At 73.5% G+C, this 23,832-nt stretch carries 22 protein-coding genes; 17 read left to right on the top strand and 5 right to left on the bottom strand.

Annotation, left to right across the window (positions count from 1 at the left end; all coding sequences use genetic code 11):
- Positions 1-126 precede the first annotated feature (126 nt).
- From ACCP09_RS09780 to ACCP09_RS09745, 8 genes are all read left to right on the top strand, one after another.
- A complete protein-coding gene (locus ACCP09_RS09780; protein ID WP_433745134.1) occupies positions 127-2,820 on the top strand; it encodes a hypothetical protein in 2,694 nt (897 codons plus the stop codon).
- The gene (locus ACCP09_RS09775; protein WP_433745131.1) at positions 2,813-3,823 is read left to right on the top strand and encodes an HAD-IIA family hydrolase; all 1,011 of its coding nucleotides are present in this window, start codon (positions 2,813-2,815) and stop codon (positions 3,821-3,823) included. Before ACCP09_RS09780 ends, ACCP09_RS09775 begins: the two co-directional genes overlap by 8 nt.
- A gap of 10 nt (positions 3,824-3,833) precedes the next feature.
- Positions 3,834-4,043 (top strand): hypothetical protein, encoded by a 210-nt coding sequence (locus ACCP09_RS09770; protein WP_027930649.1) that lies wholly within the window; start codon positions 3,834-3,836, stop codon positions 4,041-4,043.
- Between the two features lie 4 nt (positions 4,044-4,047).
- Positions 4,048-4,857, top strand: a complete 810-nt coding sequence (locus tag ACCP09_RS09765; RefSeq protein WP_433745127.1) for a TlyA family RNA methyltransferase — start codon at positions 4,048-4,050, stop codon at positions 4,855-4,857.
- Positions 4,854-5,765 (top strand): NAD kinase, encoded by a 912-nt coding sequence (locus tag ACCP09_RS09760; protein WP_017982001.1) that lies wholly within the window; start codon positions 4,854-4,856, stop codon positions 5,763-5,765. Before ACCP09_RS09765 ends, ACCP09_RS09760 begins: the two co-directional genes overlap by 4 nt.
- 46 nt (positions 5,766-5,811) lie before the next feature.
- Positions 5,812-7,602, top strand: coding sequence for a DNA repair protein RecN (gene recN, locus ACCP09_RS09755; protein ID WP_027930648.1), 1,791 nt, complete (start codon positions 5,812-5,814; stop codon positions 7,600-7,602).
- Positions 7,603-7,706: 104 nt separating this feature from the next.
- Positions 7,707-8,891, top strand: coding sequence for a putative cytokinetic ring protein SteA (gene steA, locus ACCP09_RS09750; protein WP_027930647.1), 1,185 nt, complete (start codon positions 7,707-7,709; stop codon positions 8,889-8,891).
- Entirely contained in the window at positions 8,888-9,835 is a 948-nt protein-coding gene (locus tag ACCP09_RS09745; RefSeq protein ID WP_020420659.1) for a copper transporter, read from the top strand. Before steA ends, ACCP09_RS09745 begins: the two co-directional genes overlap by 4 nt.
- 87 nt (positions 9,836-9,922) lie before the next feature.
- Here the strand turns inward: ACCP09_RS09745 and ACCP09_RS09740 are convergent, their stop codons facing one another.
- Entirely contained in the window at positions 9,923-10,762 is an 840-nt protein-coding gene (locus tag ACCP09_RS09740) for a TIGR03621 family F420-dependent LLM class oxidoreductase (protein WP_431906139.1), read from the bottom strand.
- A 157-nt stretch (positions 10,763-10,919) separates the two neighbouring features.
- Here ACCP09_RS09740 and ACCP09_RS09735 point away from each other — a divergent pair, with 157 nt between their 5' ends.
- Positions 10,920-11,747, top strand: a complete 828-nt coding sequence (locus ACCP09_RS09735) for an LLM class flavin-dependent oxidoreductase (RefSeq protein WP_433745120.1) — start codon at positions 10,920-10,922, stop codon at positions 11,745-11,747.
- Here the strand turns inward: ACCP09_RS09735 and aroA are convergent.
- A complete protein-coding gene (gene aroA / locus ACCP09_RS09730) occupies positions 11,740-13,026 on the bottom strand; it encodes a 3-phosphoshikimate 1-carboxyvinyltransferase (RefSeq protein WP_123682604.1) in 1,287 nt (428 codons plus the stop codon). The two genes, ACCP09_RS09735 and aroA, sit on opposite strands and share 8 nt — an antisense overlap.
- A gap of 97 nt (positions 13,027-13,123) precedes the next feature.
- On the opposite strand from aroA, the gene ACCP09_RS09725 reads away from it, so the two are divergent.
- The 8 genes from ACCP09_RS09725 to ACCP09_RS09690 all read left to right on the top strand — a co-directional run bounded on the left by ACCP09_RS09725 (position 13,124) and on the right by ACCP09_RS09690 (position 20,521).
- Complete coding sequence (locus ACCP09_RS09725; protein WP_017982010.1) at positions 13,124-14,824, top strand: CTP synthase; 1,701 nt, start codon at positions 13,124-13,126, stop codon at positions 14,822-14,824.
- Positions 14,821-15,447, top strand: a complete 627-nt coding sequence (locus tag ACCP09_RS09720; protein WP_027930643.1) for an NUDIX domain-containing protein — start codon at positions 14,821-14,823, stop codon at positions 15,445-15,447. Before ACCP09_RS09725 ends, ACCP09_RS09720 begins: the two co-directional genes overlap by 4 nt.
- A gap of 46 nt (positions 15,448-15,493) precedes the next feature.
- A complete protein-coding gene (xerD, locus tag ACCP09_RS09715) occupies positions 15,494-16,396 on the top strand; it encodes a site-specific tyrosine recombinase XerD (protein ID WP_027930642.1) in 903 nt (300 codons plus the stop codon).
- Between the two features lie 86 nt (positions 16,397-16,482).
- A complete protein-coding gene (locus tag ACCP09_RS09710; protein ID WP_123682603.1) occupies positions 16,483-17,454 on the top strand; it encodes a ParA family protein in 972 nt (323 codons plus the stop codon).
- Complete coding sequence (locus ACCP09_RS09705; RefSeq protein ID WP_026153074.1) at positions 17,451-17,876, top strand: hypothetical protein; 426 nt, start codon at positions 17,451-17,453, stop codon at positions 17,874-17,876. The genes ACCP09_RS09710 and ACCP09_RS09705 overlap by 4 nt, the downstream gene beginning before the upstream one ends.
- A complete protein-coding gene (locus ACCP09_RS09700) occupies positions 17,873-18,727 on the top strand; it encodes a segregation and condensation protein A (RefSeq protein ID WP_027930640.1) in 855 nt (284 codons plus the stop codon). The genes ACCP09_RS09705 and ACCP09_RS09700 overlap by 4 nt, the downstream gene beginning before the upstream one ends.
- Complete coding sequence (scpB, locus tag ACCP09_RS09695) at positions 18,724-19,788, top strand: SMC-Scp complex subunit ScpB (protein ID WP_433745113.1); 1,065 nt, start codon at positions 18,724-18,726, stop codon at positions 19,786-19,788. The genes ACCP09_RS09700 and scpB overlap by 4 nt, the downstream gene beginning before the upstream one ends.
- Complete coding sequence (locus ACCP09_RS09690; RefSeq protein ID WP_433745110.1) at positions 19,778-20,521, top strand: pseudouridine synthase; 744 nt, start codon at positions 19,778-19,780, stop codon at positions 20,519-20,521. The genes scpB and ACCP09_RS09690 overlap by 11 nt, the downstream gene beginning before the upstream one ends.
- A 39-nt stretch (positions 20,522-20,560) precedes the next feature.
- Here ACCP09_RS09690 and ACCP09_RS09685 read toward each other — a convergent pair whose 3' ends face one another.
- From ACCP09_RS09685 to ACCP09_RS09675, 3 genes are all read right to left on the bottom strand, one after another.
- The gene (locus tag ACCP09_RS09685; RefSeq protein WP_433745107.1) at positions 20,561-21,958 is read right to left on the bottom strand and encodes an MFS transporter; all 1,398 of its coding nucleotides are present in this window, start codon (positions 21,956-21,958) and stop codon (positions 20,561-20,563) included.
- Positions 21,955-22,713: a DUF899 domain-containing protein gene (locus ACCP09_RS09680; protein WP_123682599.1), complete on the bottom strand. Its 759-nt coding sequence runs from the start codon at positions 22,711-22,713 to the stop codon at positions 21,955-21,957. The genes ACCP09_RS09685 and ACCP09_RS09680 overlap by 4 nt, the downstream gene beginning before the upstream one ends.
- A gap of 67 nt (positions 22,714-22,780) precedes the next feature.
- On the bottom strand, positions 22,781-23,800 hold the full coding sequence (locus tag ACCP09_RS09675; RefSeq protein WP_123682598.1) for a sigma-70 family RNA polymerase sigma factor: 1,020 nt from the start codon (positions 23,798-23,800) through the stop codon (positions 22,781-22,783).
- Between the last annotated feature and the right edge of the window lie 32 nt (positions 23,801-23,832).

The raw sequence follows: 23,832 nt of genomic DNA, 5'->3' as shown, positions 1-23,832 counted from the left end.
GGGTGTGGGAGAGTAGGACACTGCCGAACACCCTTTCCCAAGGGCCCGTTAGGATAGCCGATTGGCTCGCCTGACGGGCCTTTGGTGCGTTTTCTGATCTTCACAACCTAGAAAGAGGAGGCCCAGGTGGCGGACTTCGGGCGGCGCGACTTCGACGGCGCTGCATCCGATCGCCCCCGGCGCCGCGATACGGCTCCCGGCGCAGGACGATCGGGAGCGCAGCGAGGCACCCCGCGAGGCAAGGCGGGACAGGGTGGCCGGTCGGGCGGATATGGCCGGCAGGACGACAAACGATCCGGCGGACGCGACTTCGGCGACCGCCGAGGCGGCGAGAGCAACCGCTCGAGCTGGAACCGCGACGACGACCGCCGCGGGAACAACCGCGGCGCCGACGACCGGCGCGGCGACCGCCCGGGCTGGAACCGAGACGAAAACCGCCGCGGCGGCTGGAACCGCGATGACAACCGCGGGGGGCGCCCGTCCGAGGGACGCGGTGGCGGCAACCGGGATGACAACCGTGGCGGCCGCACCTCCGAAGGGCGTGGTGGCTGGAACCGCGACGACAACCGCGCCGGCCGCTCCTCCGAGGGGCGGGGCGGCTGGAACCGCGATGACAACCGCGGGGGCCGTCCGTCCGAGGGCCGCGGTGGCTGGAGCCGTGACGACAAGCGTGGCGACCGTTCGTCCGACAACCGGCGTGGTGAGCGCTCCTCCGAGGGGCGCGGCGGCTGGAACCGGGACGACAAGCGCGGCGAGCGCTCGTTCGACAACCGCGGCGGCCGCCCCTCTGAGGGGCGTGGCGGCTGGAGCCGTGATGACAACCGCGGGGGCCGCTCGTCCGAGGGGCGGGGCGGCTGGAGCCGCGATGACAGCCGTGGCGGCCGCCCGTCCGAGGGACGTGGCAGCTGGAACCGCGATGACAACCGTGGCGGGCGTTCGTCCGAGAGCCGCGGTGGTTGGAACCGTGACGACCGCGGGCGGGATGACAGGCGTGGTGGCCGGCCCGCCGAGGGCCGTGGCGGTGAGCGCCGGGACTTCAACCGCGGTGAGCGTTCGTTCGACAACCGCGGGGGTCGTCCCTCCGAGGGGCGCGGCGGCTGGAACCGGGACGACAAGCGCGGCGGGCGCTCGTTCGACAACCGTGGCGGGCGTGACGATCAGCGCGGTGGCCGCTCCTTCGAGGGGCGCCGCGACTTCGACCGTGGCAGCCGGTCCGCCGAGGGCCGCGACGAGCGTCGTGACTTCGACCGCGGTGGCCGCTCTTCCGAGGGCCGTGGTGGCGAGCGCCGCGACTTCAACCGCGGTGGGCGTTCGTTCGACAACCGTGGCGGTCGTTCTTTCGAGGGGCACCGCGACGAGCAGCGCGGTGGCCGCTCGTTCGACGAGCGTCGTGGGGAGCGGCCGGGCTGGAAGCGCGACGACGACCGGCGTGGCGGCGGCTACGGCAAGCGGGACGACGACCGTTCCGGGCCGCGCCGCGACGACACCCGGTCGGGCGGGCGCCGGTTCGACGACCGCGGCTCCGGCGGGACGCGCGGCAAGTTCGACCGGGGCGACCGGCCGGGCTGGAAGCGCGACGAACGGTCCGAGGCTGCCGCGGAAACAGCGGAGGAGCGGCTGGACGAGGCTCCGGCCCTGAACTCCGAGGCCGACGCGATCAGCGAGGGCGAGATCGCCGCTCAGGCGGACGCGACCGGCGCCGACCTCGTGGACGCTACCGGCGCTGCCAGTGACGACAGCACCTCCGAGGACCGCGCCGCGGACACCCTGGACGGAAGCGCCGACACGGACAGGCCCGATGACGGCGCCGGCATCACCGACGAGGATGCGGCGGGCAGGCCCGGAGAGGGCGGCGCGAACCTCCCCGACGAAAACGCCGCGGACAGCCTCGGCGAGGACGAAACCGTCGAGCTGGCCGCCCGTGCGGACGACGTCGAGATCGCCGCCGCCGACGACGCGGACATCGCGGACGGCTTCGACGAGGACGAGACCATCGAGCGGGTGGCCGCGCCCGTCGCCCGTGAGGACGATGTCGAGATCGCCGACGCCGAGTTCCGCGACGCGCGCCGCGAGGAGCGCAGGTCCTTCGACGACCGCCGGGGCAAGCGGGGTGGCCGGGACCTCGACGACGCGGCCCTCGCGCGGGAACTGCTCGAAGCCCCGGAACTGCCGGAGGACATCGAGTACAGCGACCTCGACCCGGACGTCCGGCGCGAGCTCCGCTCCCTGCCGAAGTCGCTCGCCGAGACCGTGGGCAAGCACCTCGTCGCGGCGGGCAACCTCATCGACACCGACCCCGAGGCCGCCCTGGCGCACGCCAAGTACGCCAAGACCCGCGCCTCCCGGATCCCGATCGTCCGCGAGGCGCTCGGCCTGGTGTCCTACCACGCCGGCCGCTGGCAGGAAGCCCTCGCGGAGCTGCGGGCCGTGCGCCGGATGACCCACACCGACCAGCACATCGCCGTCATCGCCGACGCCGAGCGCGCCCTCGGCCGCCCCGAGCGGGCCCTCGACCTCGCCAAGGAGATGCAGGGCCGCAAGCTCCCGCGCGACGTCGAGATCGAGCTGAAGATCGTCGCCGCCGGGGCGCGGCGCGACCTCGGCCAGGTGGACGCCGCCGTGGTCTCCCTCCAGGGCGACGACCTCGACCCGCGCAAGCGCGACCCGTGGAGCGCCCGGCTGTTCTACGCCTACGCGGACAACCTCGTCGCGGCCGACCGCACCGAGGAAGCCCTCCGCTGGTTCCTGCACGCCGCCGAGGCCGACACCGAGGACGAGACCGACGCCGCCGAACGCGCCGCGGAGCTCGCGAATGGCTGACGCCCTCCAGGCCGCCTACGACGCGTTCCTGTTCGACCTCGACGGAACCGTCTACCACGGCCCCCGGCCCATCCCGGGGGCCGCGGAGGCCATCCGGCAGCTGCGCGACCAGGGCGCCGCGGTCCGCTTCGTCACCAACAACGCCTCCAAGGCGCCCGGGGACGTCGCGGACCACCTCCGCGCGCTGGACATCGACGCCACCCCGGACGAGGTCAGCACCAGCGCCCAGGCCGCGGCCCGGCTGCTCGGCGAACGGCTGCCCGCCGGCGCGGTCGTCCTCGTCGTCGGCACCGATGCCCTCGCCGGCGAGATCACCGCCGCCGGGCTCCGGCCCGTGCGCGAAGCCGGGGACGACGTCGCCGCCGTCGTGCAGGGCCACAACCCCGCCACCGGCTGGGCCGACCTCGCCGAGGCGTGCGTCGCCATCCGCGGCGGCGCCCTGTGGGTCGCCTGCAACGTCGACACCACCCTGCCCACCGAACGCGGCCTGCTGCCCGGCAACGGTTCGATGGTCGCCGCCCTGCGCACGGCCACCGGCGCCACCCCCGAGGTCGCGGGCAAACCAGAGGCCCCGCTGTTCCACACCGCCGCGAAGTCGGCGAACGCGAGCCGTCCGCTGGCGATCGGGGACCGGCTGGACACCGACATCGCGGGCGCCGTCACCGCGGGCATGGACTCGCTGTGCGTGCTCACCGGCGTCGCGACCCCCGCCACCCTCGTCACCGCGGTCCCCGCCGAACGGCCGACCTACCTGGGCGCCGACCTCGGCGCCCTCACCGAACCCGCGGACGAACTGCGCGTCGCCCCGCAGGCCGGCTGGGACGTCCGCCGCGACGGGGACACCCTCGTCGTGACCGGCGACGGCGACCCGCTGGCCCTGCTGCGCACCCTCTGCGCCGTCGCCTGGGACACCGGCGTCACGGCCATCGCGCCGGGGGACGGCCGAGCCGGAAAAATCCTCGCGGAGCTGGGGCTGCCGTCCGGCGGCCGACCGATCCGTTAGCGTGGTGACCGTGCAGCACCAACCGACTCCGCAACCCCCGCGGCCGGTCCCCGGGCCGCCGCCGGCCGCCGCGCCGCAGCAGGACCCGCGCGCCGGCATCGAGGAGGCCATGGCCGCGCTCGGCGACCTGGACCGCATCCCGCTCGCCGAGCACGTCGAGCGCTTCGACGCCGTGCACGCCGAGCTCACCACCGCCCTGTCCAGCATCGACAAGGTGTGAGGCGATGCCCCGCAGGGCCCGCCTCGACGCCGAACTGGTGCGCCGCGGCCTCGCCCGCTCCCGCGAACACGCCAGCACGCTGATCAGCGAGGGCAAGGTGACCGTCAACGGCATGGTCGCCAGCAAACCGGCCACCGGCGTCGAGACCGGCGCGCCGATCGTGGTGAAAGCCGCCGACGACCCGGGCTGGGCGTCCCGCGGCGCCCACAAGCTGCTCGGCGCGCTCGAGGCCTTCGAACCGTCCGGGCTGTCCGTGGACGGCAAACGCTGCCTGGACGCCGGCGCCTCGACCGGCGGGTTCACCGACGTCCTGCTCCGCCGCGGCGCCGCCCAGGTGGTCGCCGCCGACGTCGGACGCGGTCTGCTCGACTGGCGGCTGCAGACCGACGAGCGCGTCGTCGTGCTGGACAAGACCAACGTCCGCAACCTCACCCCCGAGCAGTGCGGCGGTCCCGTCGACCTCGTGGTCGGCGACCTGTCGTTCATCTCGCTGCGCCTGGTCCTGCCCGCACTGGCCGCGTGCGCGACCGCGGAGGCCGACCTGGTCCCGATGGTCAAACCGCAGTTCGAGGTCGGCAAGGAACGCCTCGGCAGCGGTGGGGTGGTGCGGGACGCGGAACTGCGCGCCCGTGCCGTCCTGGACGTCCTGGACGCCGCCGCCGGGCTGGGCCTGCACCCGCACGGCGTGGTCGCGAGCCCGCTGCCGGGACCGTCCGGCAACGTCGAGTACTTCGCCTGGCTGCGCCGCGACCCGGCGCCGGACCAGGACGTCGAGCAACTGGTCCGCGACGCGGTCGGGAAGGGGCCCCAGTGAGCGAGCGCCGCGAGGTGCTGCTGGTCATGCACCCCGACCGCGAGACGACCAAGGACGCCGCGCGCGAGGTCGCCACCCGCTTCGACGAGGCCGGCATCGGGCTGCGCGTCATCGACGACGAGGTCAAGGAACTGATCGAGCACGACTCCCTCGACGAGCTGTGCACCCTCGTCGCGCCCGGCGACGACCCCGCCCGCGGCGCCGAGCTGGTGCTCGTGCTCGGCGGCGACGGCACCCTGCTGCGCGCCGCCGAACTGGCCCGTCCCGCCGGGGTGCCGGTGCTGGGCGTCAACCTCGGCCGCGTCGGCTTCCTCACCGAGGCCGATTCGGACGCGCTCACCGAGACCGTCGGGCGGGTCGTCTCGCGCGAGTACACCGTCGAGGAGCGCATGACGATCGACGTCACGGTGTCGGTCGAGGGCCGGGTCGTGGCCCGCACCTGGGCGCTCAACGAGGCCAGCGTCGAGAAAAGCACCCGCGAGCGGATCCTGGACGCGCTCATCGAGGTCGACGGCAGGCCGGTGTCCGCCTTCGGCTGCGACGGTGTGCTGTGCGCCACTCCGACCGGCTCCACCGCCTACGCGTTCTCCGCGGGCGGCCCGGTGATCTGGCCCGACGTCGAGGCGCTGCTCGTCGTCCCCAGCAACGCGCACGCGATGTTCTCCCGCCCGCTGGTCGTCTCGCGCGACTCGGTGATCACCGTCGGCGTCGACCCGTACGGCTCGCCCGCGGTCCTGACCTGCGACGGGCTGCGGCACATCGCCCTGCCGCGCGGCGCCAGGGTCGAGGTCGTCGCCGGTGAGGTCCCGGTCCGGCTGGCCCGCCTGCACCCCGGCCCGTTCACCGACCGGCTGGTCCACAAGTTCTCGCTGCCCGTCAAGAGCTGGCGGGAGCGGCACGCGCGCTGAGGCGAGGCGTCCGCGGATTGTCGGAGCGGACCGCTACGGTGGTCCCGTGCTGGCCGAGATGCGCATCCAGGGCCTCGGAGTGATCGAGGACGCCCTGCTCGAACTGCACCCGGGATTCACCGTGGTCACCGGCGAGACCGGCGCGGGCAAGACCATGGTCGTCACCGGGCTGCACCTGCTGTCCGGGGGACGCGCCGAGGCGTCGAAGGTCCGCAACGGCTCCGGCCGGGCGAGCGTCGAGGGACGTTTCGAAGGCGTGTTCGCCGGTCACGTCGCCCGGATCGTCGCCGACGCGGGCGGCGAGACCGACGAGGACGGCAGCCTCATCGCGCTGCGCTCGGTGGGCGCCGACGGGCGGTCCCGCGCCCACCTCGGCGGCCGCTCGGTGCCGGTGAGCGTGCTGTCCGACCTGGCCGACCGTCTGCTGGCGGTGCACGGGCAGAACGACCAGCTGCGGCTGCTGCGCCCCTCCGAACAACGCGAGGTGCTCGACCGGTTCGCCGGGGACGACGTCGCCGAGCCGCTGCGCCAGTACCGGGAGGTGCGCGACGAGTGGCTCGCGGTGGTCGCGGAGCTGACGGAGCGCACCAGCCGCTCCCGTGAGATGGCGCAGCAGGCGGACCTGCTCAAGCACGGTCTGGACGAGATCGCCGCGGTCGACCCGAAGCCGGGGGAGGACGCGGAGCTGGCCGAGCAGGTCAAGCGGCTCACCGCCACCGAGGAGCTGCGGGCCGCGGCGAGCGGCGCGCAGGCCGCGGTGTCCGGCGCGGCCGACGGCGACCCGGACCAGCCGGGCGCGCTCGGCCTGATCGGCGAGGCCCGGCGGCGGCTGGCCGGCGCGGACGACTCGGCCCTGCGCGACCTGGAGCCGCGGCTGGCCGAGGCCGAGATGCTGCTCAACGACGTCGGCGCCGAGCTGGGCGGCTACCTCGACGGGCTGGACGCCGACCCGGGACTGCTCGAGCAGATCCTCGCCAGGCAGGCCGAGCTGAAGACCCTGACCCGCAAGTACGCGCCCGACATCGACGGCGTCCTGGCCTGGGCCGAGGACGCGAACTCGCGCCTGGCGTCGATGGACACCTCGGAGGAGGCGCTCGCGGCTCTGGCCGCGCGGCGGGACGAGCTGGCCGCGCAGCTGGCCGTGCACGCCGCCGCGGTGTCGGCGGCACGCACCGTCGCCGCAGCCGAGCTGGCCGGCGCGGTCACCGAGGAGCTGTCCGGCCTGGCGATGGGCCAGGCCCAGATCGAGGTGACGGTGAAGCGCCGGGCCACCGACGCGTCCGACCCCCAGGCGCTGCGGGTGGACGGCGAGCTGGTGCACGCGGGCGGCTCCGGCGTCGACGACGTCGAGCTGATGCTCAAGGCGCACCCCGCCGCGCCGGCGATGCCGGTGCACAAGGCCGCCTCCGGCGGTGAGCTGTCCCGCGTGATGCTCGCGATCGAGGTCGTGCTGGCCGACGCCGACACCGTGCAGACGCTGGTGTTCGACGAGGTCGACGCCGGGGTCGGCGGCCGCGCGGCCATCGAGATCGGGCGGCGCCTCGCTCGCCTCGCGCGCACCCACCAGGTGCTCGTGGTGACCCACCTGCCGCAGGTGGCCGCGTTCGCCGACCGGCACCTGGTGGTCGACAAGGGCACCGCGGAGGGCGTCACGCGCAGCGACGTCAAGACGCTGCGCAAGTCCGAGCGGGTGGTCGAGCTGGCGCGGATGCTCGCCGGGATGGAGAGCACCGAGACCGGGCGGGCGCACGCGGAGGAACTGCTCGCGGTGGCCGACGCGGACAAGGAAGCGGCGGCGAAACCGCGCCGGAAGACCGGCAAGCGCACCAAGCGCTGACCGTCCACACGCGCCGGTCCACCGGGGAGATCACGCCGAGAAACCGGATTGTGCACGGCGTGTTGCGAGCGGACATCCGGCTTTCGTTTGCCACCATCGGACGCATGAAGCTTCCCGGTCTGCTCAACCGCAACACCGAGGCCCTCCCCGGCATCGTCGGCGTCGCCCGGGTGGACCGGCGCACGCGCGACCTGCTCCGCCGCGTCGGCCCCGGCGACATCGTGGTGCTGGACCAGATCGACCTGGACCGCGCCACCGCCGACGCGCTCGTCGAGGCCGAGGTCGCCGGGGTGGTCAACGCCTCGCCGTCGATCTCCGGCCGGTTCCCCAACCTGGGCCCGGAGATCCTGGTGAACGCCGGCATCCCGCTGCTGGACAACGTCGGCGGCGAGGTGCTGCGCCGCATCAAGGACGGCAGCCGCATCCGGCTGCACGAGGGCGGCGTCTACGTCGGCGACCGGCACGTCGCCAGCGGCAGCGAGCAGACGCCGGACAGCGTCGCCGACCAGATGATCGAGGCCAAGGCCGGGATGTCCACCCAGCTGGAGGCCTTCTCCGCCAACACCATCGAGTTCCTGCGCCGCGAGCGCACGCTCATCCTCGACGGGGTCGGCGTGCCCGAGGTGCGGGTGCCGCTGCGCGACCGGCACGTGCTGGTCGTCGCACCGGGCAAGGGGCACGCCGAGGACCTCAAGGCGCTCAAGAAGTACATCGCCGAGCACCGGCCGGTGCTGATCGGCGTGGACGGCGGCGCGGACACTCTGCGCGCGCAGAAGTACCAGCCGGACATCATCGTCGGCGACCCGTTCGGCATCGACGCCGAGACGCTCAAGTGCGGCGCCGAGGTGGTCGTCCCGGCCCAGCCGGACGGGCACGCGCCGGGCGTGGCGCGCATCCAGGACCTGGGCATCGGCGCGGTCACGTTCCCCGCGTCCGGCAACCCGGAGGACCTGGCGCTGCTGCTCGCCGACGCGCACGAGGCCGGGCTGGTCGTCACCGTCGGGTTCCAGGCGACGCTGCGGGAGTTCCTCGACCACGGCCGGTCCGGGTCGAACCCGTCGACGTTCCTGACCCGGCTCAAGCTCGGCACCCGCCTGGTCGACGGCAAGGCGGTCGCCGCACTGCACCGCAGCCGCGTCTCGCTGGGCGCGGTGGTGCTGCTCGTCGTCGCCGCGCTCGTCGCGGTCGCGGTCGCGCTGCTCATGTCCGACGTCGGCGGGGCGTACCTGGACTGGGCGCGCTCCACCTGGGATTCCTTCACAAGCTGGGTCAAGGGGCTCTTCACGTGATTTCTCTGCGGTACCACATCGTCTCGATCGCGGCGGTGTTCCTGGCGCTCGCCGTCGGCGTCGTGCTCGGGTCGACGGCGCTGAACGGGGCGCTCCTGTCCGGGCTGTCCGACGAGAAGGGCAAGCTCGCGTCGCAGGTGTCCGACCTGGAGGCCCAGCGCAACGCGCTCAACGCGCGGCTGTCCGACGCGGACGCCTTCGCCGGCTCGCTCGGCCCGAAGGTCGTCGCGGGCGCGCTGGACCGCCGCTCGGTCGTGCTCGTCACGACGCAGGAGGCGAACCCGGCCGACCGCGACGCGCTGCGGCAGCTCATCGAGGCCTCCGGCGCGCGGGTGTCGGGGGAGCTGCAGCTCACGGACTCGTTCACCGATCCGGCGAAGGCGGACCAGCTGCGCCAGGTGGTGACCCGGCTGCAGCCGGCCGGTTCGACGTTCCCGACGGCGGGTGACCCGGGCACGCTCGCCGGTGCGCTGGTCGGTTCGGTGCTGCTGCTCAACAAGGACACCGCGCAGCCGCAGTCCACAACGGACGAACTGGCCGCGGCGATCGCGGGCCTGCAGGACGGCGGGTTCGCCAACGCCAGCCCGGGCATCGGGCCGGGCCAGCTGGCGCTGGTGCTGACCGGCGGCCAGGCGACGGGCGACGGGGCCGGCGACAAGGCCGCGACACTGGCCCGGTTCGCGGCGCAGCTGGACCGCTCCGGCGCGGGCACGGTGCTCGCGGGCGACCCGGCGTCGGCCGAGGGCACCGGCGCGATCGGCTTCGTGCGGGCCGACACCTCGGCGACGTCCATCCTGTCCACTGTGGACAACGCGAACACGGCGGCCGGGCGGATCAGCGCGGTGCTGGCGCTCAAGGAACAGCTGGACGGCGGGACCGGGCGGTACGGCATCGCGGGCAACGCGCAGTCGCCCGCGCCTGGGGTGGCACAGCCGGGGAGCTGACCGCCGCCGCTGCCCGCCGGGTCGTTCCCGGCGGACAGCGTATAACGACCTATACCGCGCGGCTCTGAGTGATCAGGCCTTGGGCGATCAGGTCCCGGCCAGGGCCTCGACCACCGGGATCGCCGCTTCCAGAGCGTGGGCGTTGATCGTCACGTACGAGACCCCGAACTCGTCCCGGCGGCGGCGCAGCGTGTCCACCACCGTCGCCGTGTCGCCGGTCAGCACCGCCGGGTTCGTGTTGTCCCTGGCCGCCGCCGGGTCGATGCCGAACTGCCGCATCCACTCCGGGAGCGGGCCGTCGCCGATGGCGAACACGTTCACGCTCAGCTCCAGCTCGTCGAAGCGGGCGCCGGCCGCCTCCCGGAGCACCGGCAGGCGCTCACGCAGCTCCTCCTCGCTGCTGGTGTGCACCGCCACGATGTCGGCCTCCTGGGCGGCCAGCCGCAGCAACCGGGTCCCGCCGCCCGCCACCATGATCGGCGGCGCGGGCTGCTGCACCGGCCTGAACGTGCCGTCGGCGAACAGCTTCCGCACCGCCTGGATCGCCTCGCCCACCTGCCGCACCCGCTCGCCCGCGCTGCCGAAGGGCACGCCCAGCAGCTCCGCCGTGCCGCCGGCGTCCCCGCGGCCCGCGCCAAGACCCAGCTCGAACCGGCCTTCGGACAGCTGGTCGAGCGTCGCGGTTTCCCAGGCGATGCGGCCGGGGGAGTGCATCGGCGCGGCGAGCACGAACGTGCCGATCCGCAGCCGGGAGCTCGACGCGGCGACCGCGGCCAGCGCCGGGACCGACGCCTGCACCCCGGCCGCGTCGGGCACCAGTAGCGTGTCGAAACCGAGGTCCTCGGCGCGACGGGCCAGGCCCGCCCAGTGGCTCGCGGGCCCCGGCTGCCCGGTGACCAGGCCGAACCGGAAACGGCGATCGGTCATGAAAACCAGTCCTTCCCCAGATGATCTTGAGCTAAGATCGAAAGTACTCCACGGGACCGTGCCTGCCACCGAACCACAGCCGCAGAGGCAGCACCGCGAGAAATGTCCGGAGCGGGCGGCACTGTCAGTTCGTGATGCCCGTTTTCTGGAGGAATTCATGCACTTCGGCCTCGGCCTGCCCATCGGCAGCCCCGAACAGCTCACCGACTGGGCCCGGCGCGCCGACGACGGCCCGTTTCGCACCCTCGGCCTGCTCGACCGGATCGTCTACGACAACCCCGAGCCGCTGGTCACCCTCGCCGTGCTCGCCGGCGCCACCACCCGCGTCCGCCTGCAGACCGAGGTCCTGCTGGCGCCGCTGCGTGAACCCGCCCTGCTCGCCAAGCAGGCCGCCACCCTGGACCGGCTCTCCGGCGGCCGCTTCACCCTCGGCCTCGGGGTCGGCGGCCGCGCCGACGACCACCAGGCCACCGGCACCGACCCGCGTCAGCGTGGCCGGATCCTCGACGAGCAGATGACCCGCATGCGGCGGATCTGGTCCGGCGCCGAAGGGATCGGGCCGTCCCCGGCCACTCCCGGCGGTCCCGAGGTCCTGTTCGGCGCCTTCGCCGACCCCGCCCTGCAGCGGATCGCCCGGCACGGCGACGGGTTCCTGTGCGCCGCGCCCCCGCAGTGGGCCGGCGACCTGTTCGCCAAGGTCGAGCGGTTCTGGACCGACGCGGGCCGCGACAGCCGCCCGCGCATGGTCGCCCAGGTCAACGTCGCACTCGAGTCCGATGTGGACGAAGCGCGCACCGCGATCCTGGACTACTACGGCTTCACCGGTGACTGGGCGCGGCAGACCGCCGAGCGCATGCTCACCACGCCGGAGCAGGTCCGCGAAGCCGCCAAGCACTTCGCGGACCTCGGCGCCGACGAGCTGATGCTCTACTGCTGGGGCACCGACCCGGGCCAGGTCGACCGTCTGGCCGACGTGGTCAGCTGAGCATCCCCGCCCAGGCGGTGGTGAACCCGGGGAAGGTCTTGCCGACCGTCGCCGGGTCCTCGACCTCCACACCCGGCACCCGCAGGCCGAGCACCGCGCCGGCCATCACCAGCCGGTGGTCCTCGTAGGTGTGGAACACGCCGCCGTGCATCGGGGCCGGGGTGATCGCCAGGCCGTCCGCGGTCTCGGTCACCCCGGCGCCCAGCGCGGACAGCTCGGTCGCCAGCGCGGCCAGCCGGTCGGTCTCGTGCCCGCGCAGGTGCGCGACGCCGGAGATGACCGACGGCCCGTCGGCGAAGCACAGCAGCGCGGCGATCACCGGGGTCAGCTCACCCACCTCGTGCAGGTCGAGCCGCGCCCCCGGGATTTCGCCCGTTCCGGTGACGGTCAGCCCCTCCGGGGTGAGCTCCACGCGCTGGCCCAGCTCGGTCATCAGGCTGCGCAGCCAGTCACCCGGCTGGGTGGAGTACTCCGGCCAGCCCGGGATGCGCACCGTGCCGCCCGCGGCCGCCGCGGCCACCACGAACGGCGCCGCCGTGGACAGGTCCGGCTCGACCGTGAAGTCCGGGCAGGACAGCCGCGCCGGACCGACGTGGAACTCCTGCCCGTCCCGCTCCGGGGACGCGCCGAACCGGCGCAGCATGTCCAGCGTCATCGCGATGTGCGGCTCACTCGGCGGGGTGCCGCCGGTCAGCCGAACCGTCACCCCGGCCTCGAACGCGGGACCGGCGAGCAGCAGCGCCGACAGGAATTGGCTGGAGGCGCTGGAGTCGAGGTCGACCTTCCCGCCGGGCAGGCCGCCGTGCCCGCGGACGGTGAACGGCGGCGCGCCCCGGCCCTCGTCGTCGATGTCCGCGCCCGCCTCGCGCAGCGCGGCCAGCAGCGGCGCGATCGGGCGGCGGCGGATGGCCTCGTCCCCGTCGAAGGTCACCGGCGCCGACCCCAGCCCGGCCAGCGCGGGCGTGAAACGCGCGACCGTGCCCGCGTTGCCCAGCACCACGTTCGCCGGTTCGGTCGAGCCGTGGGCGAGCGGGCGGACCAGCACGTCGTCGCCGCGCCGCTCCCAGCCGCCGCCCAGCGACTCCAGCGCGCCCAGCATGAGCCGGGCGTCCCGGGAGTCCAGCGGGGCGCGGACCAGGGTCGGCTCACCGGCCAGCGCGGCCAGCACGAACGCCCGGTTGGTGATCGACTTGGAGCCGGGGACGCGCACCGTCGCGTCGAGCGGGCCGGGCGCGACCGGCGCGGTCCAGGTGGGCTGGGAAGCGGGGGGCTGGGTCACGGTGCCTCTTTCACGCGCGAACGTCTGACGTGACCCATCGAACTACGTGGGCGCGGCGAGCGAGCGTCCGGGGGCCGGTGCGATAAGGTGGAAGCCCGTGGGACTTCAGCCGCGGACAGCCAAGTATGTTTTCGTCACGGGGGGCGTCGCCTCCTCCCTGGGCAAGGGCCTGACGGCCTCCAGCCTGGGCCAGCTCCTCACCTCTCGCGGCCTGCGGGTCACGATGCAGAAGCTGGATCCCTACCTCAACGTGGATCCAGGCACCATGAACCCGTTCCAGCACGGCGAGGTGTTCGTCACCGAGGACGGCGCCGAGACCGACCTGGACATCGGCCACTACGAGCGCTTCCTCGACCGGGACCTCTCCGGCTCGGCGAACGTCACGACCGGCCAGGTCTACTCCGAGGTCATCGCCAAGGAGCGCCGGGGTGAGTACCTCGGCGACACCGTGCAGGTCATCCCGCACATCACCGACGAGATCAAGCGCCGCATCATGGCGGTCGCCGAGTCCGACGGGACCGGGCAGCAGCCGGACGTGGTCATCACCGAGGTCGGCGGCACGGTCGGCGACATCGAGTCGCTGCCGTTCCTGGAGGCCTGCCGCCAGGTGCGGCACGAGATCGGCCGGGACAACTGCTTCTTCCTGCACGTGTCGCTGGTGCCCTACCTGGCGCCGTCGGGCGAGCTCAAGACCAAGCCGACGCAGCACTCGGTCGCCGCGCTGCGCAACATCGGCATCCAGCCCGACGCACTGGTGTGCCGGGCCGACCGCGACCTGCCCGAGGACCTCAAGCGCAAGATCGGGCTGATGTGCGACGTGGACACCGAGGCCGTCATCGCCTGCCCGGACGCCCGGTCGATCTACGACATCCCGAAGGTGCTGCACCGCGAGGCGCTGGACGCCTACGTCGTGCGCCGCCTCGGCCTGCCCTTCCGCGACGTCGACTGGACGGTGTGGGGCGACCTGCTCGACCGGGTGCACAACCCGTCCGAGACCGTCCGGGTGGCGCTGGTCGGCAAGTACATCGACCTGCCCGACGCCTACCTGTCGGTCACCGAGGCGCTGCGCGCGGGCGGGTTCGCCCACCGCGCCAAGGTCGAGATCGTGTGGGTCGCCTCCGACCGCGCGACCACCCCGGCCGGCGCGGCCGCCGCGCTGGGCGACGTCGACGGCGTCCTGGTGCCCGGTGGGTTCGGCGTGCGCGGCATCGAGGGTAAGATCGGCGCGATCCACTACGCCCGCACCCGCGGCATCCCGGTGCTCGGGCTGTGCCTCGGCCTGCAGTGCATGGTCATCGAGGCGGCCCGCAACCTGGCCGGCATCGAGGGCGCGAACTCGGCCGAGTTCGACGACACCACCGAGCACCCGGTGATCTCCACGATGGCCGACCAGAAGGACGTCGTCGCCGGCGAGCGCGACATGGGCGGCACGATGCGGCTGGGCGCCTACCCGGCCAAGCTCAAGCCCGGCTCGCAGGTCGCGAAGGCCTACGGCAGCACCGACGTGTCCGAGCGGCACCGGCACCGCTACGAGGTCAACAACGCCTACCGCAAGCGGCTGTCCGACGCCGGGCTGGTCTTCTCCGGCACCTCGCCGGACGACCGCCTGGTCGAGTTCGTCGAGCTGCCCGCCGACGTGCACCCGTTCTTCGTGGGCACCCAGGCGCACCCGGAGCTCAAGAGCCGCCCGACCCGGCCGCACCCGCTGTTCGACGCGTTCATCGACGCCGTCGTCCGGTACCGCACGGCGGACCGGCTGCCGGTCGAGCTGCCCGAGCCCACCGTGAGCGCGCATTGACCGCCCCCGGCGAGCACGACTTCCGGGTGGTGTCCAGCAAGGACGTCCACATCGGACGCGTGGTCGGGCTGCGGATCGACGAGGTCGCGATGCCCGGCGGCGGCACCGCCAAGCGCGAGGTGGTGGAACACCTCGGCGCGGTCGCGATCGCCGCGGTCGACGACGAGGGCGCGGTCACCCTGGTCCACCAGTACCGGCACCCGCTGGGACGGCGGATCTGGGAGCTGCCCGCCGGGCTGCTCGACCACGCCGGGGAGGACCCGGTCGAGGCCGCGCGGCGCGAGCTGGCCGAGGAGGCCGGGCTCGCCGCCGCGCGGTGGGAGACGCTGGTCGACGTGGCCGCCTCGCCCGGGTTCACCGACGAGGTCGTGCGGGTGTTCCTGGCGCGCGACCTGACGGCGGTCGACCGGGACGTCCACGGCGACGAGGAGGCCGACCTGGTGGTGCACCGGGTGCCGCTGGCCGAGGCGGTGCGGATGGCGCTGTCCGGGGAGATCGTCAACGGCGCGACCGTCGGCGGGGTGCTCGCCGCGCACGCGGTCGTCCACGACGGCGCGCCGTCGCGGCCGTCGGACGCGCCGTGGCGGGACCGGCCGACGAGGTTCGCCGATCGCATTTCCTGACGGCACGCTCTAGGGTGTCGGCGTGCATGTTCTGCCGGCCGCCGAGGTGGTCACGGCCTATCTCGATCATCTCGCCGTGGAGCGCGGGACGGCACGCAACACCCTGGACAGCTACGCCCGCGACCTGCGCCGGTACCTGCGGTACCTGGAGCGGGCCGGGGTGCGGGACTTCCGGCGCGTCACCGAATCCGACGTGACCGGGTTCGGCGCGGCGCTGCGCGAGGGCGACGAGGTGCACCCGCCGCTGGCCGCGTCCTCGGCGGCGCGGGCGCTGGTCGCGGTGCGCGGGCTGCACCGCTTCGCGCACCTCGACGGGCTGACCGAGGACGACCCGGCCCGCGAGGTGCGGCCCCCGGCGCCGGCGAAGCGGCTGCCCAAGGCGCTGCCGGTGGACGACGTGCTGCGGCTGCTGGCGATGCCGCCCGCCGAGGGGGAGCGGCCGCTGCGCGACCGGGCGCTGCTGGAGCTGCTGTACTCCACCGGGGCCCGGATCTCCGAGGCCGTCGGGCTCGACCTCGACGACGTCGACCGCGAGGAGCGCACTGTCCTGCTCGACGGCAAGGGCGGCAAGCAGCGGCTGGTGCCGATCGGCCGTCCCGCGGTCGAGGCGCTGGAGGCCTACCTGGTGCGCGCCCGCCCGGTGCTGGCTCTGCGCGGCCGGGGCACCGCGGCGCTGTTCCTCAACGCCAGGGGGACCCGGCTGTCCCGGCAGAGCGCGTGGCAGGTCCTCAAGACCAACGCCGAGCGCGCCGGGATCTCCACCGGCGTGTCGCCGCACACGCTGCGTCACAGTTTCGCGACCCACCTGCTGGAGGGCGGAGCGGACGTCCGGGTGGTCCAAGAGCTGCTAGGCCACGCTTCGGTGACCACGACACAGGTCTACACCCTGGTCACGATGAACACTCTGCGTGAGGTATATGCTACGGCCCATCCTCGGGCGCTGGGTTGACCTGATCGCCTCCGGCGAGTTGCTTTGGCGACAAACGGCTCGCCGAATAGGCTGCGGCCAACCCGTCGAACGAGGAGTTTCGCGCCATGTCGACACCGCAGCCCTCGACCAGATCGGTCTCGGCCGCATCGGCCGCCGCGAACCTCGACAACCTGACCATCGCGACAGAGGGGGAGCCCGACATCGTGGACTCTGTCGTGGCCGTGGGCGCCGAAGCGAACGGCAAGCCCAAGCTCGGCCCGACCGGCAGACCGTTGCGTGAGATTCCCGAACCGCCCCTGCTGGACAAGCACGGCCCGGCCACGGTGCTGGCCATGTGCAACCAGAAAGGCGGGGTCGGCAAGACCACGTCGACGATCAACCTGGGCGCCGCGCTCGCCGAGTACGGCCGCCGGGTGCTGCTGGTGGACTTCGACCCGCAGGGCGCGCTGTCGGTGGGCCTCGGCGTGCAGCCGCACGAGCTGGACCAGACGGTCTACAACGCGATCATGGAGCGGTCGGTGACCGCGCAGGACATCCTGCGGCACACCAGTGTCGAGGGCATGGACCTGCTGCCGAGCAACATCGACCTGTCCGCCGCCGAGGTGCAGCTGGTCGCCGAGGTGGGGCGCGAGCACACGTTGCTCCGGGTCGTGCAACCCCTCATCTCGGAGTACGACTATGTTCTGGTCGACTGCCAGCCATCGCTCGGGTTGCTCACGGTGAACGCGCTCACGGCCGCCGACGGCGTGATCATCCCGCTGGAGTGCGAGTTCTTCAGCTTGCGTGGCGTGGCTTTGTTGATCGACACGATCGAGAAGGTACGCGAACGCTTGAACCCCAAACTGGATATCACCGGCATCCTGGCCACGATGTTCGACCCGCGGACCCTCCACTCACGGGAGGTCATGGCGCGGGTCGTGGAGGCCTTCGGCGACACCGTGTTCGACACGGTGATCAACCGCACCGTGCGGTTCCCGGAGACCACCGTGGCCGGTGAGCCCATCACCCGCTGGGCCCCCAAGTCCGCCGGCGCGCAGGCGTATCGCGCGCTGGCGCGCGAGGTGATCGCTCGGTGAGCAGGCGAGCCTCCCTCCCCGGGGCTTCGGAACTCTTCCGCCTGACCAGCAGCCCGGCCCTCGACGTGCCCGCACCGCCCACGCCCGCCCCGCAGCGCCCGGAGGCGCAGCGGCCGGGCAACGGGCAGAACTCCGGGCACCGCGAGCAGCTGGAGCGCAGCGCCGCCGGGCGGCGCGGCAGCGGACGTCAGAAGCACGATTCGAAGATCACCGTCTACGTCTCCGGCGACGAGCTGGTCGCGATGGAGCAGGCGCGGCTGAGCCTGCGGGCCCAGCACGGCCTGGCCATCGACCGCGGCCGTCTCGTGCGGGAGGCCGTGGCGGTGCTGCTGGCGGACTTCGACGAACACGGCGCCGACTCGGTGCTGGTGCGCCGCCTCCGTGAGGGCGGCCTCGACTCCGAGGAAGCCGCCGGGACGTGAGCGAGAACGGGGCTCCGGTCGACGGGGCCCAGCCCGTCGAGGATTCCGCGGCACCGAAGTTCAAGGTCCGCCTGGACAACTTCGAGGGGCCGTTCGACCTGCTGCTGCAGCTGATCTCGCAGCACCAGCTCGACGTCACCGAGGTCGCGCTGCACCAGGTCACCGACGACTTCATCGCCTACACGCGGGCGCTGGGGCCGGAGTGGGACCTGGACGAGGTGACGGAGTTCCTGGTCATCGCGGCGACCCTGCTCGACCTGAAGGCCGCGCGGCTGCTGCCCGCGGCCGAGGTCGAGGACGAGGACGACCTGGCGCTGCTGGAGGCGCGGGACCTGCTGTTCGCCCGGGTGCTGCAATACCGGGCGTACAAGCAGGTCGCGGCGCTGTTCGCGGAGCTGGAGGCCGGGGCGCTGCGGCGGTACCCGCGGTCGGTGTCGCTGGAGGAGCGCTACGTCGGGCTGCTGCCCGAGGTGACGCTCGGGGTGGACGCGGACAAGCTGGCGGAGATCGCGCTGGCGGTGTTCCGGCCCAAGCCGCCGCCCACGGTGTCGCTGGACCACATCCACGCGCACCGCGTGTCCGTGCGGGAGCACGCGGCGCTGCTGCGGCTGAAGCTGGCCTCGCGGGGCGAGGCGACGTTCACCGAGCTGGTCGAGGACTGCGAGCACACGGTCGAGGTGGTGGCCCGGTTCCTGGCGCTGCTGGAGCTCTACCGCGAGTCCAGTGTGCAGTTCGAGCAGGACGAGCCGCTGACGATGCTGCGGGTGCGGTGGACCGGTGGATCGGTCTCGGAGGCCGAGGCCGCCGCCGAGGCGGACCGGGCCCGCGTCGAGGAAGAGGAGTACGGGTGAGTCCCGAACAGGAACCGGCCCGGCCCGAGGGCGAGGTGGCCGCGCAGGGCGAGGTGCCCTCGGCGCCCGGCGCCGAGCCGGGTGACGTGGCGGAGGCGGAGCCGGCACGCGAGGCCGAGACGCTTGCTGCTGAGCAGGAGCCCGCCGATGGTGGATCGCCTTCCGAGGAGGCGCCCGCGCCCGATGCGGAGGCGGACGCCGCGCCTGCGGCACAACCCGCGGAGCCCCGGCCTGAGGTGGCGGAGGCCGAGGCCGTGGAGCCTGAGGCCGAGGCCGTGGAGCCTGAGGTAGCGGCGGAGGAGGCGCCGTCCGCGCCCGATGCGGACGGCGCGCCTCCTAAGGAGGCCGGCGCGGCGCCTTCCGCGGAGAGCGCGGAGCCTCCCTCCGCCGAGGCCGAGGAGCCTGGGGCCGAGCAGGCGTCCGGCGAAGCCACCCTGCCTCCGGAGGACGCGCCCCTGCCGGACTACCCGGAGGAGCCCGACGAGGACCTCGTCGCGGTGGGGGACGGGCTTCCGGACCTCACCGAGCACTCCGCGCTGGCCGCGGCGCTCGAAGCGCTCCTGCTGGTCGTCGACTCGCCGGTCAGCGAGGAGGCGCTCGCGAGCGCGCTCGGCCAGCCCGAGCCGCGCGTGACGCAGACCCTGCAGGTCATGGCGGCCGAGCTCACCGAGCGCGGCAGCGGCATCGACCTGCGCCGGGCCGGCGAGGGGTGGCGGCTCTACACCCGCGACACCTACGCGCCCTTCGTCGAAAAGCTCCTGCTGGACGGGCAGCGCTCCAAGCTGACCCGGGCGGCGCTGGAGACTCTCGCCGTCATCGCCTACCGGCAGCCCGTCACGCGTTCCCGCGTCGCGGCCGTGCGCGGCGTCAACGTCGACGGTGTGATCCGCACCCTGCTCGCCCGCGGTCTCATCGAGGAGAACGGCGCCGACCCCGAGACGGGTGGCACCCTGTACGTGACGACCGAACTGTTCCTCGAGCGGCTGGGCCTGTCGTCGCTGACCGACCTGCCGCCGATCGCCCCCCTGTTGCCGGAAGTGGACTCCATCGATGACATCTGAGCCCGAAGCCGAGGGCGTGCGCCTGCAGAAGGTGCTCGCCAAGGCGGGCGTGGCCTCGCGCCGCGCCGCCGAAGACCTGATCGTGCAGGGCCGCGTGAGCGTCGACGGCAAGGTGGTCCGCGAGCTCGGCCGGCGCGTCGACCCGGACAGTGCCGTGATCCACGTCGACGGCACCCGGGTCATCCTCCGCGAGGACCTGATCCACCTGGCGCTGAACAAGCCCCGCGGCGTGCACACCACGATGTACGACGACCAGGGCCGCCCGTGCGTCGGCGACTACGTGCGCGACCGCAGCGAGCGGCTGTTCCACGTCGGCCGCCTCGACGCCGACACCGAGGGCCTGCTGCTGCTCACCAACGACGGCGACCTCGCGCACCGGCTGATGCACCCCTCCTACCACGTGCCCAAGACCTACCTGGCGGAGGTCGACGGCAGGGTGCCGCGGGGCCTGGGCAAGGAGCTCAAGGAGGGCATCGTGCTGGAGGACGGCCCGGTGCGCGTCGACGCCTTCCGGGTCAAGGACAGCATGGGCGGGCGCACCCTGCTGGAGATCGTGCTGCACGAGGGCCGCAAGCACATCGTGCGGCGCCTGCTGGCCGAGGTCGGGTTCCCGGTGCGCAAACTGGTGCGCACGGCGATCGGCGACGTGCAGCTGGGCAACGGCAAGCCGGGCACGATCCGCAAGCTCAACCGCGACGAGGTCGGCGGCCTCTACCGGCGCGTCGGTCTGTAGCGGCGCCCGCCGATCGACGGCGGGCGCCGCCGTGGACCACTACCGGGCCGGGGTCACGGCCGCAGCGCGGGGCGCACTGGCCCGCCCCGGAATGCCGAGCGCGACGAGCACGCCGGTGAACGCGAGCACGGCCACCGCGCCCATGCCCGCCGAGAACCCCGTGCTGAACTCCCCGGGCGAGGTGTAGCCGCCGCCCGCGGCCGCGAACACCGCGACCGTGACCGACGTGCCGAACACGCCGCCGAAGATCCGCAGCATCATGAACGCGCCGGACGCCTGGCCGATCTCCGGCGGGCTCACCGCGGCGACCACCGCCCGCTGCGCCGCCGGCATGGCCATCGTCACGCCGACGCTGCCGACGACCAGGGCAGGCAGGATCTCCAGGTAGCCGGTGCCGGCGTCGGTGATCAGGGCGATCCAGCCCATGCACACCGACTGGAGCAGCAGCCCGCCCGCCACGAACGCGCGCTCGCCGAACCGGTCGGCCAGCCGCCCCGCGATCGGCGCGCACACCATCAGCGTCGCGGTCCACGGCACCAGCCGCAGACCGGCGACGAACGGCCCGTCACCGTGGACGATCTGGAAGTACTGCGCCAGGAAGAACATCGTCCCGTACAGCGAGGCGAACACCAGGAAGTTCGCCGGGTTGGCGGTGGCGAACGCCCGGGACCGGAAGAAGCGCATCGGCAGCATCGGGGCCTCGGTGCGCCGTTCCCAGAACACGAACGCCACCACCAGCGCGACCCCGACCACGAGCGCGCCCAGGACCTCGGCGCTGCCCCAGCCCGCCGCGTTCCCGCGGACCAGGGCCCAGACGATGCCGAAGCCCGCCGCGGTCACGAGCCCCATGCCACCCAGGTCGAACCGCTTGGCCGGGCCGAAGCTCTCGCCGACGTGCCGCCTGGTGAGCAGGATCGTGATCAGCCCGGCAGGCAGGTTCAGCCAGAAGATCCACTGCCAGGCCAGGCCCTGCGCGACGGCACCGCCGATGAACGGGCCGGAGAAGGTGGCCAGACCGGTGATCCCCAGGTACAGCCCCATCGCCCTGCCCCGCTCGTTCGGCGGGAACGCCGCGCTGACCAGGGTGAGCGACAGCGGCAGCACCATCGCGGCCCCGGCCCCCTGGAACGCCCGGGCCGTGACGAGCGCACCGATGCCCGGTGCCAGCGCGCACGCCACCGACGCGACCGTGAACAACGCCAGGCCGGCGACGAACACGCGGCGGCGGCCGAACCGGTCACCCAGCGCCGCGCCGGTCAGCAGCAGCACCGCGAACGCCAGGTTGTAGGCGTTGACCGTCCACTCCAGCGATTCGAGCGACGCCGACAGGTCCTGCCGGATCGACGTGAGCGCCGTCGTCACCACCAGGCTGTCCAGGGCCATCATGAACGACGCCGTCGACGCCAGGCCCAGGACCCAGGCCTGCCGCGGGGTCACCGGGCGCCGCGCGGTTCGGCGCGGGTGAGCGGCGGGCGCTGATCGTTCGGGTCGTCCGGGTCGGGCTCGCCGAACCACCGCGACGGGGCGTGCCGGCCGTACTCGTCGTGCCAGTCCCACCACTCGTAGGGCGCCGTCTGCGGGTAGCCCTCCGGCGAGTCCTCCCAGGTTTCCTGACGGCCGAGCGCGGTCAGGTCCAGGTAGCTCCAGTTGGTACCCAGCGCCTCGTCGCCACGGTTGTTGACGAAGTAGGTGCGGTACACCCGGTCGCCGTGGTGGATGAAGGCGTTGGTGCCGTGCCACTCGTCGACGCCGAAATCGGCGTCGAAGTCGTCGGTGATGGTGTACCAGGGCATCTGCCAGCCCATCCGCGCCCGCACGCGCTCGATGTCGGCCTGCGGGGCACGCGAGGCGAACACCAGCGTGGTGTCCCGCGCGTTGATGTGGGCAAGGTGGCCGAGGTTGTCCGCCATCATCGAGCAACCGCGGCAGGCGTGGTCCGGCCAGCCGTGCACCCCCGGTTCGAAGAAGGCGCGGTAGACGATCAGCTGGCGGCGGCCGTCGAACAGGTCGAGCAGGCTCGCCTCGCCCTCCGGCCCGTGGAAGGTGTAGGGCTTCGTCACTTCCACCCAGGGCATCCGCCGTCGCTCGGCGGCCAGCGCGTCGCGCGCGCGGGTGAGTTCCTTCTCCTTGACCAGCATCCGCCGGTGCGCGGCCGCCCACTCGGCCGGTGACACGATCGGTGGTGTGTGCATGAGTCCGCCTTCCCGTTTCGTCGGATACCGGTACCGACACCGGCGGGGCCGGGAACTGGTCGGCGGATCACAGGCGAAGCGTGCGCGGGAAACCGAACCTGGTCAGATGCGAGTTGTCGAACCGGGTCAGCGCGCTGACCCGGTCGCCGCTGAGGGTAAGGACGAGCACCCCGTGCGCGTGCAGCACCGGGGTCCGCGGGTCGCGGACGTAGTAGCCGAACGCGGGCTGGCCGTTCGCCCTGGCCGGGTACAGCACGTACCGGCGGCCGTCGCGCATCACGACGGTGTCCAGGAAGGTCCGGATGGCGTCGAGCCCCTGGTACTCCAGCGGCAGCGGCGGCATGGTCAGCCACGCGTCGTCGGTCAGCAGGGCCACGATCGCCTCGACGTCCCCGGCCTCGAACGCGCGCGCGAAGGTGTCCACGATGCGGCGTTCCCGGGGCGAGTCCGGCAGCGGCGCGTCCGCCCGGCCCGGCAACTCGCCGGCCAGCGCGCCGCGTGCCCGGGTGAGCGCGCTGGTCACCGCGTTCTCGGTGGTGTCCAGCATCTCCGCCACCTCGGCGGCCCGGAAGCCCAGCACGTCCCGCAGCACCAGCACCACCCGTTGCCTGGGCGGGAGGTGCTGCAGCGCGGCGAGGAACGCCAGCGACACCGACTCCCTGGCCTCGTACCGGGCCTCCGGCCCGGCCAGGTGACCGGCGGCGGCCTCCAGCAGGTCGTCGGGACACGGTTCGAGCCAGCTCGGCTCCGGCCGGCGGCGGGATGGTTCGGGCAACGGAACGCCTCCTCGGGGGCTCGGGTGATCCCGCGGGCGGCGCGCCTCGGCGCGCAGCGCGTTCAGGCAACGGTTGGTGGCGATCCGGTACAGCCAGGTCCGCACGGAAGCGCGGCCCGCGTAGCCGCCGAGGCCGCGCCACGCCGCCAGCAACGTCTCCTGCAGCATGTCCTCGGCGTCCTGGACCGAGCCGAGGATGCGGTAGCAGTGCACCTGCAGCTCACGCCGGAAGGGGTCGACGAGCGCGCGGAAGGCCTCACCGTCGCCGCCGCGCGCCAGGGCCAGGAGTTCCTCGTGGTGGGTCGGGTGCATGGCGGCTCCTTCGTTCGCGCGTGGTCCTCACT

This window comes from Amycolatopsis sp. 3B14, assembly GCF_050958625.1.
GTDB lineage: Bacteria > Actinomycetota > Actinomycetes > Mycobacteriales > Pseudonocardiaceae > Amycolatopsis_E > Amycolatopsis_E thermoflava.
This window is presented reverse-complemented; position numbering and strand designations above follow the sequence as displayed.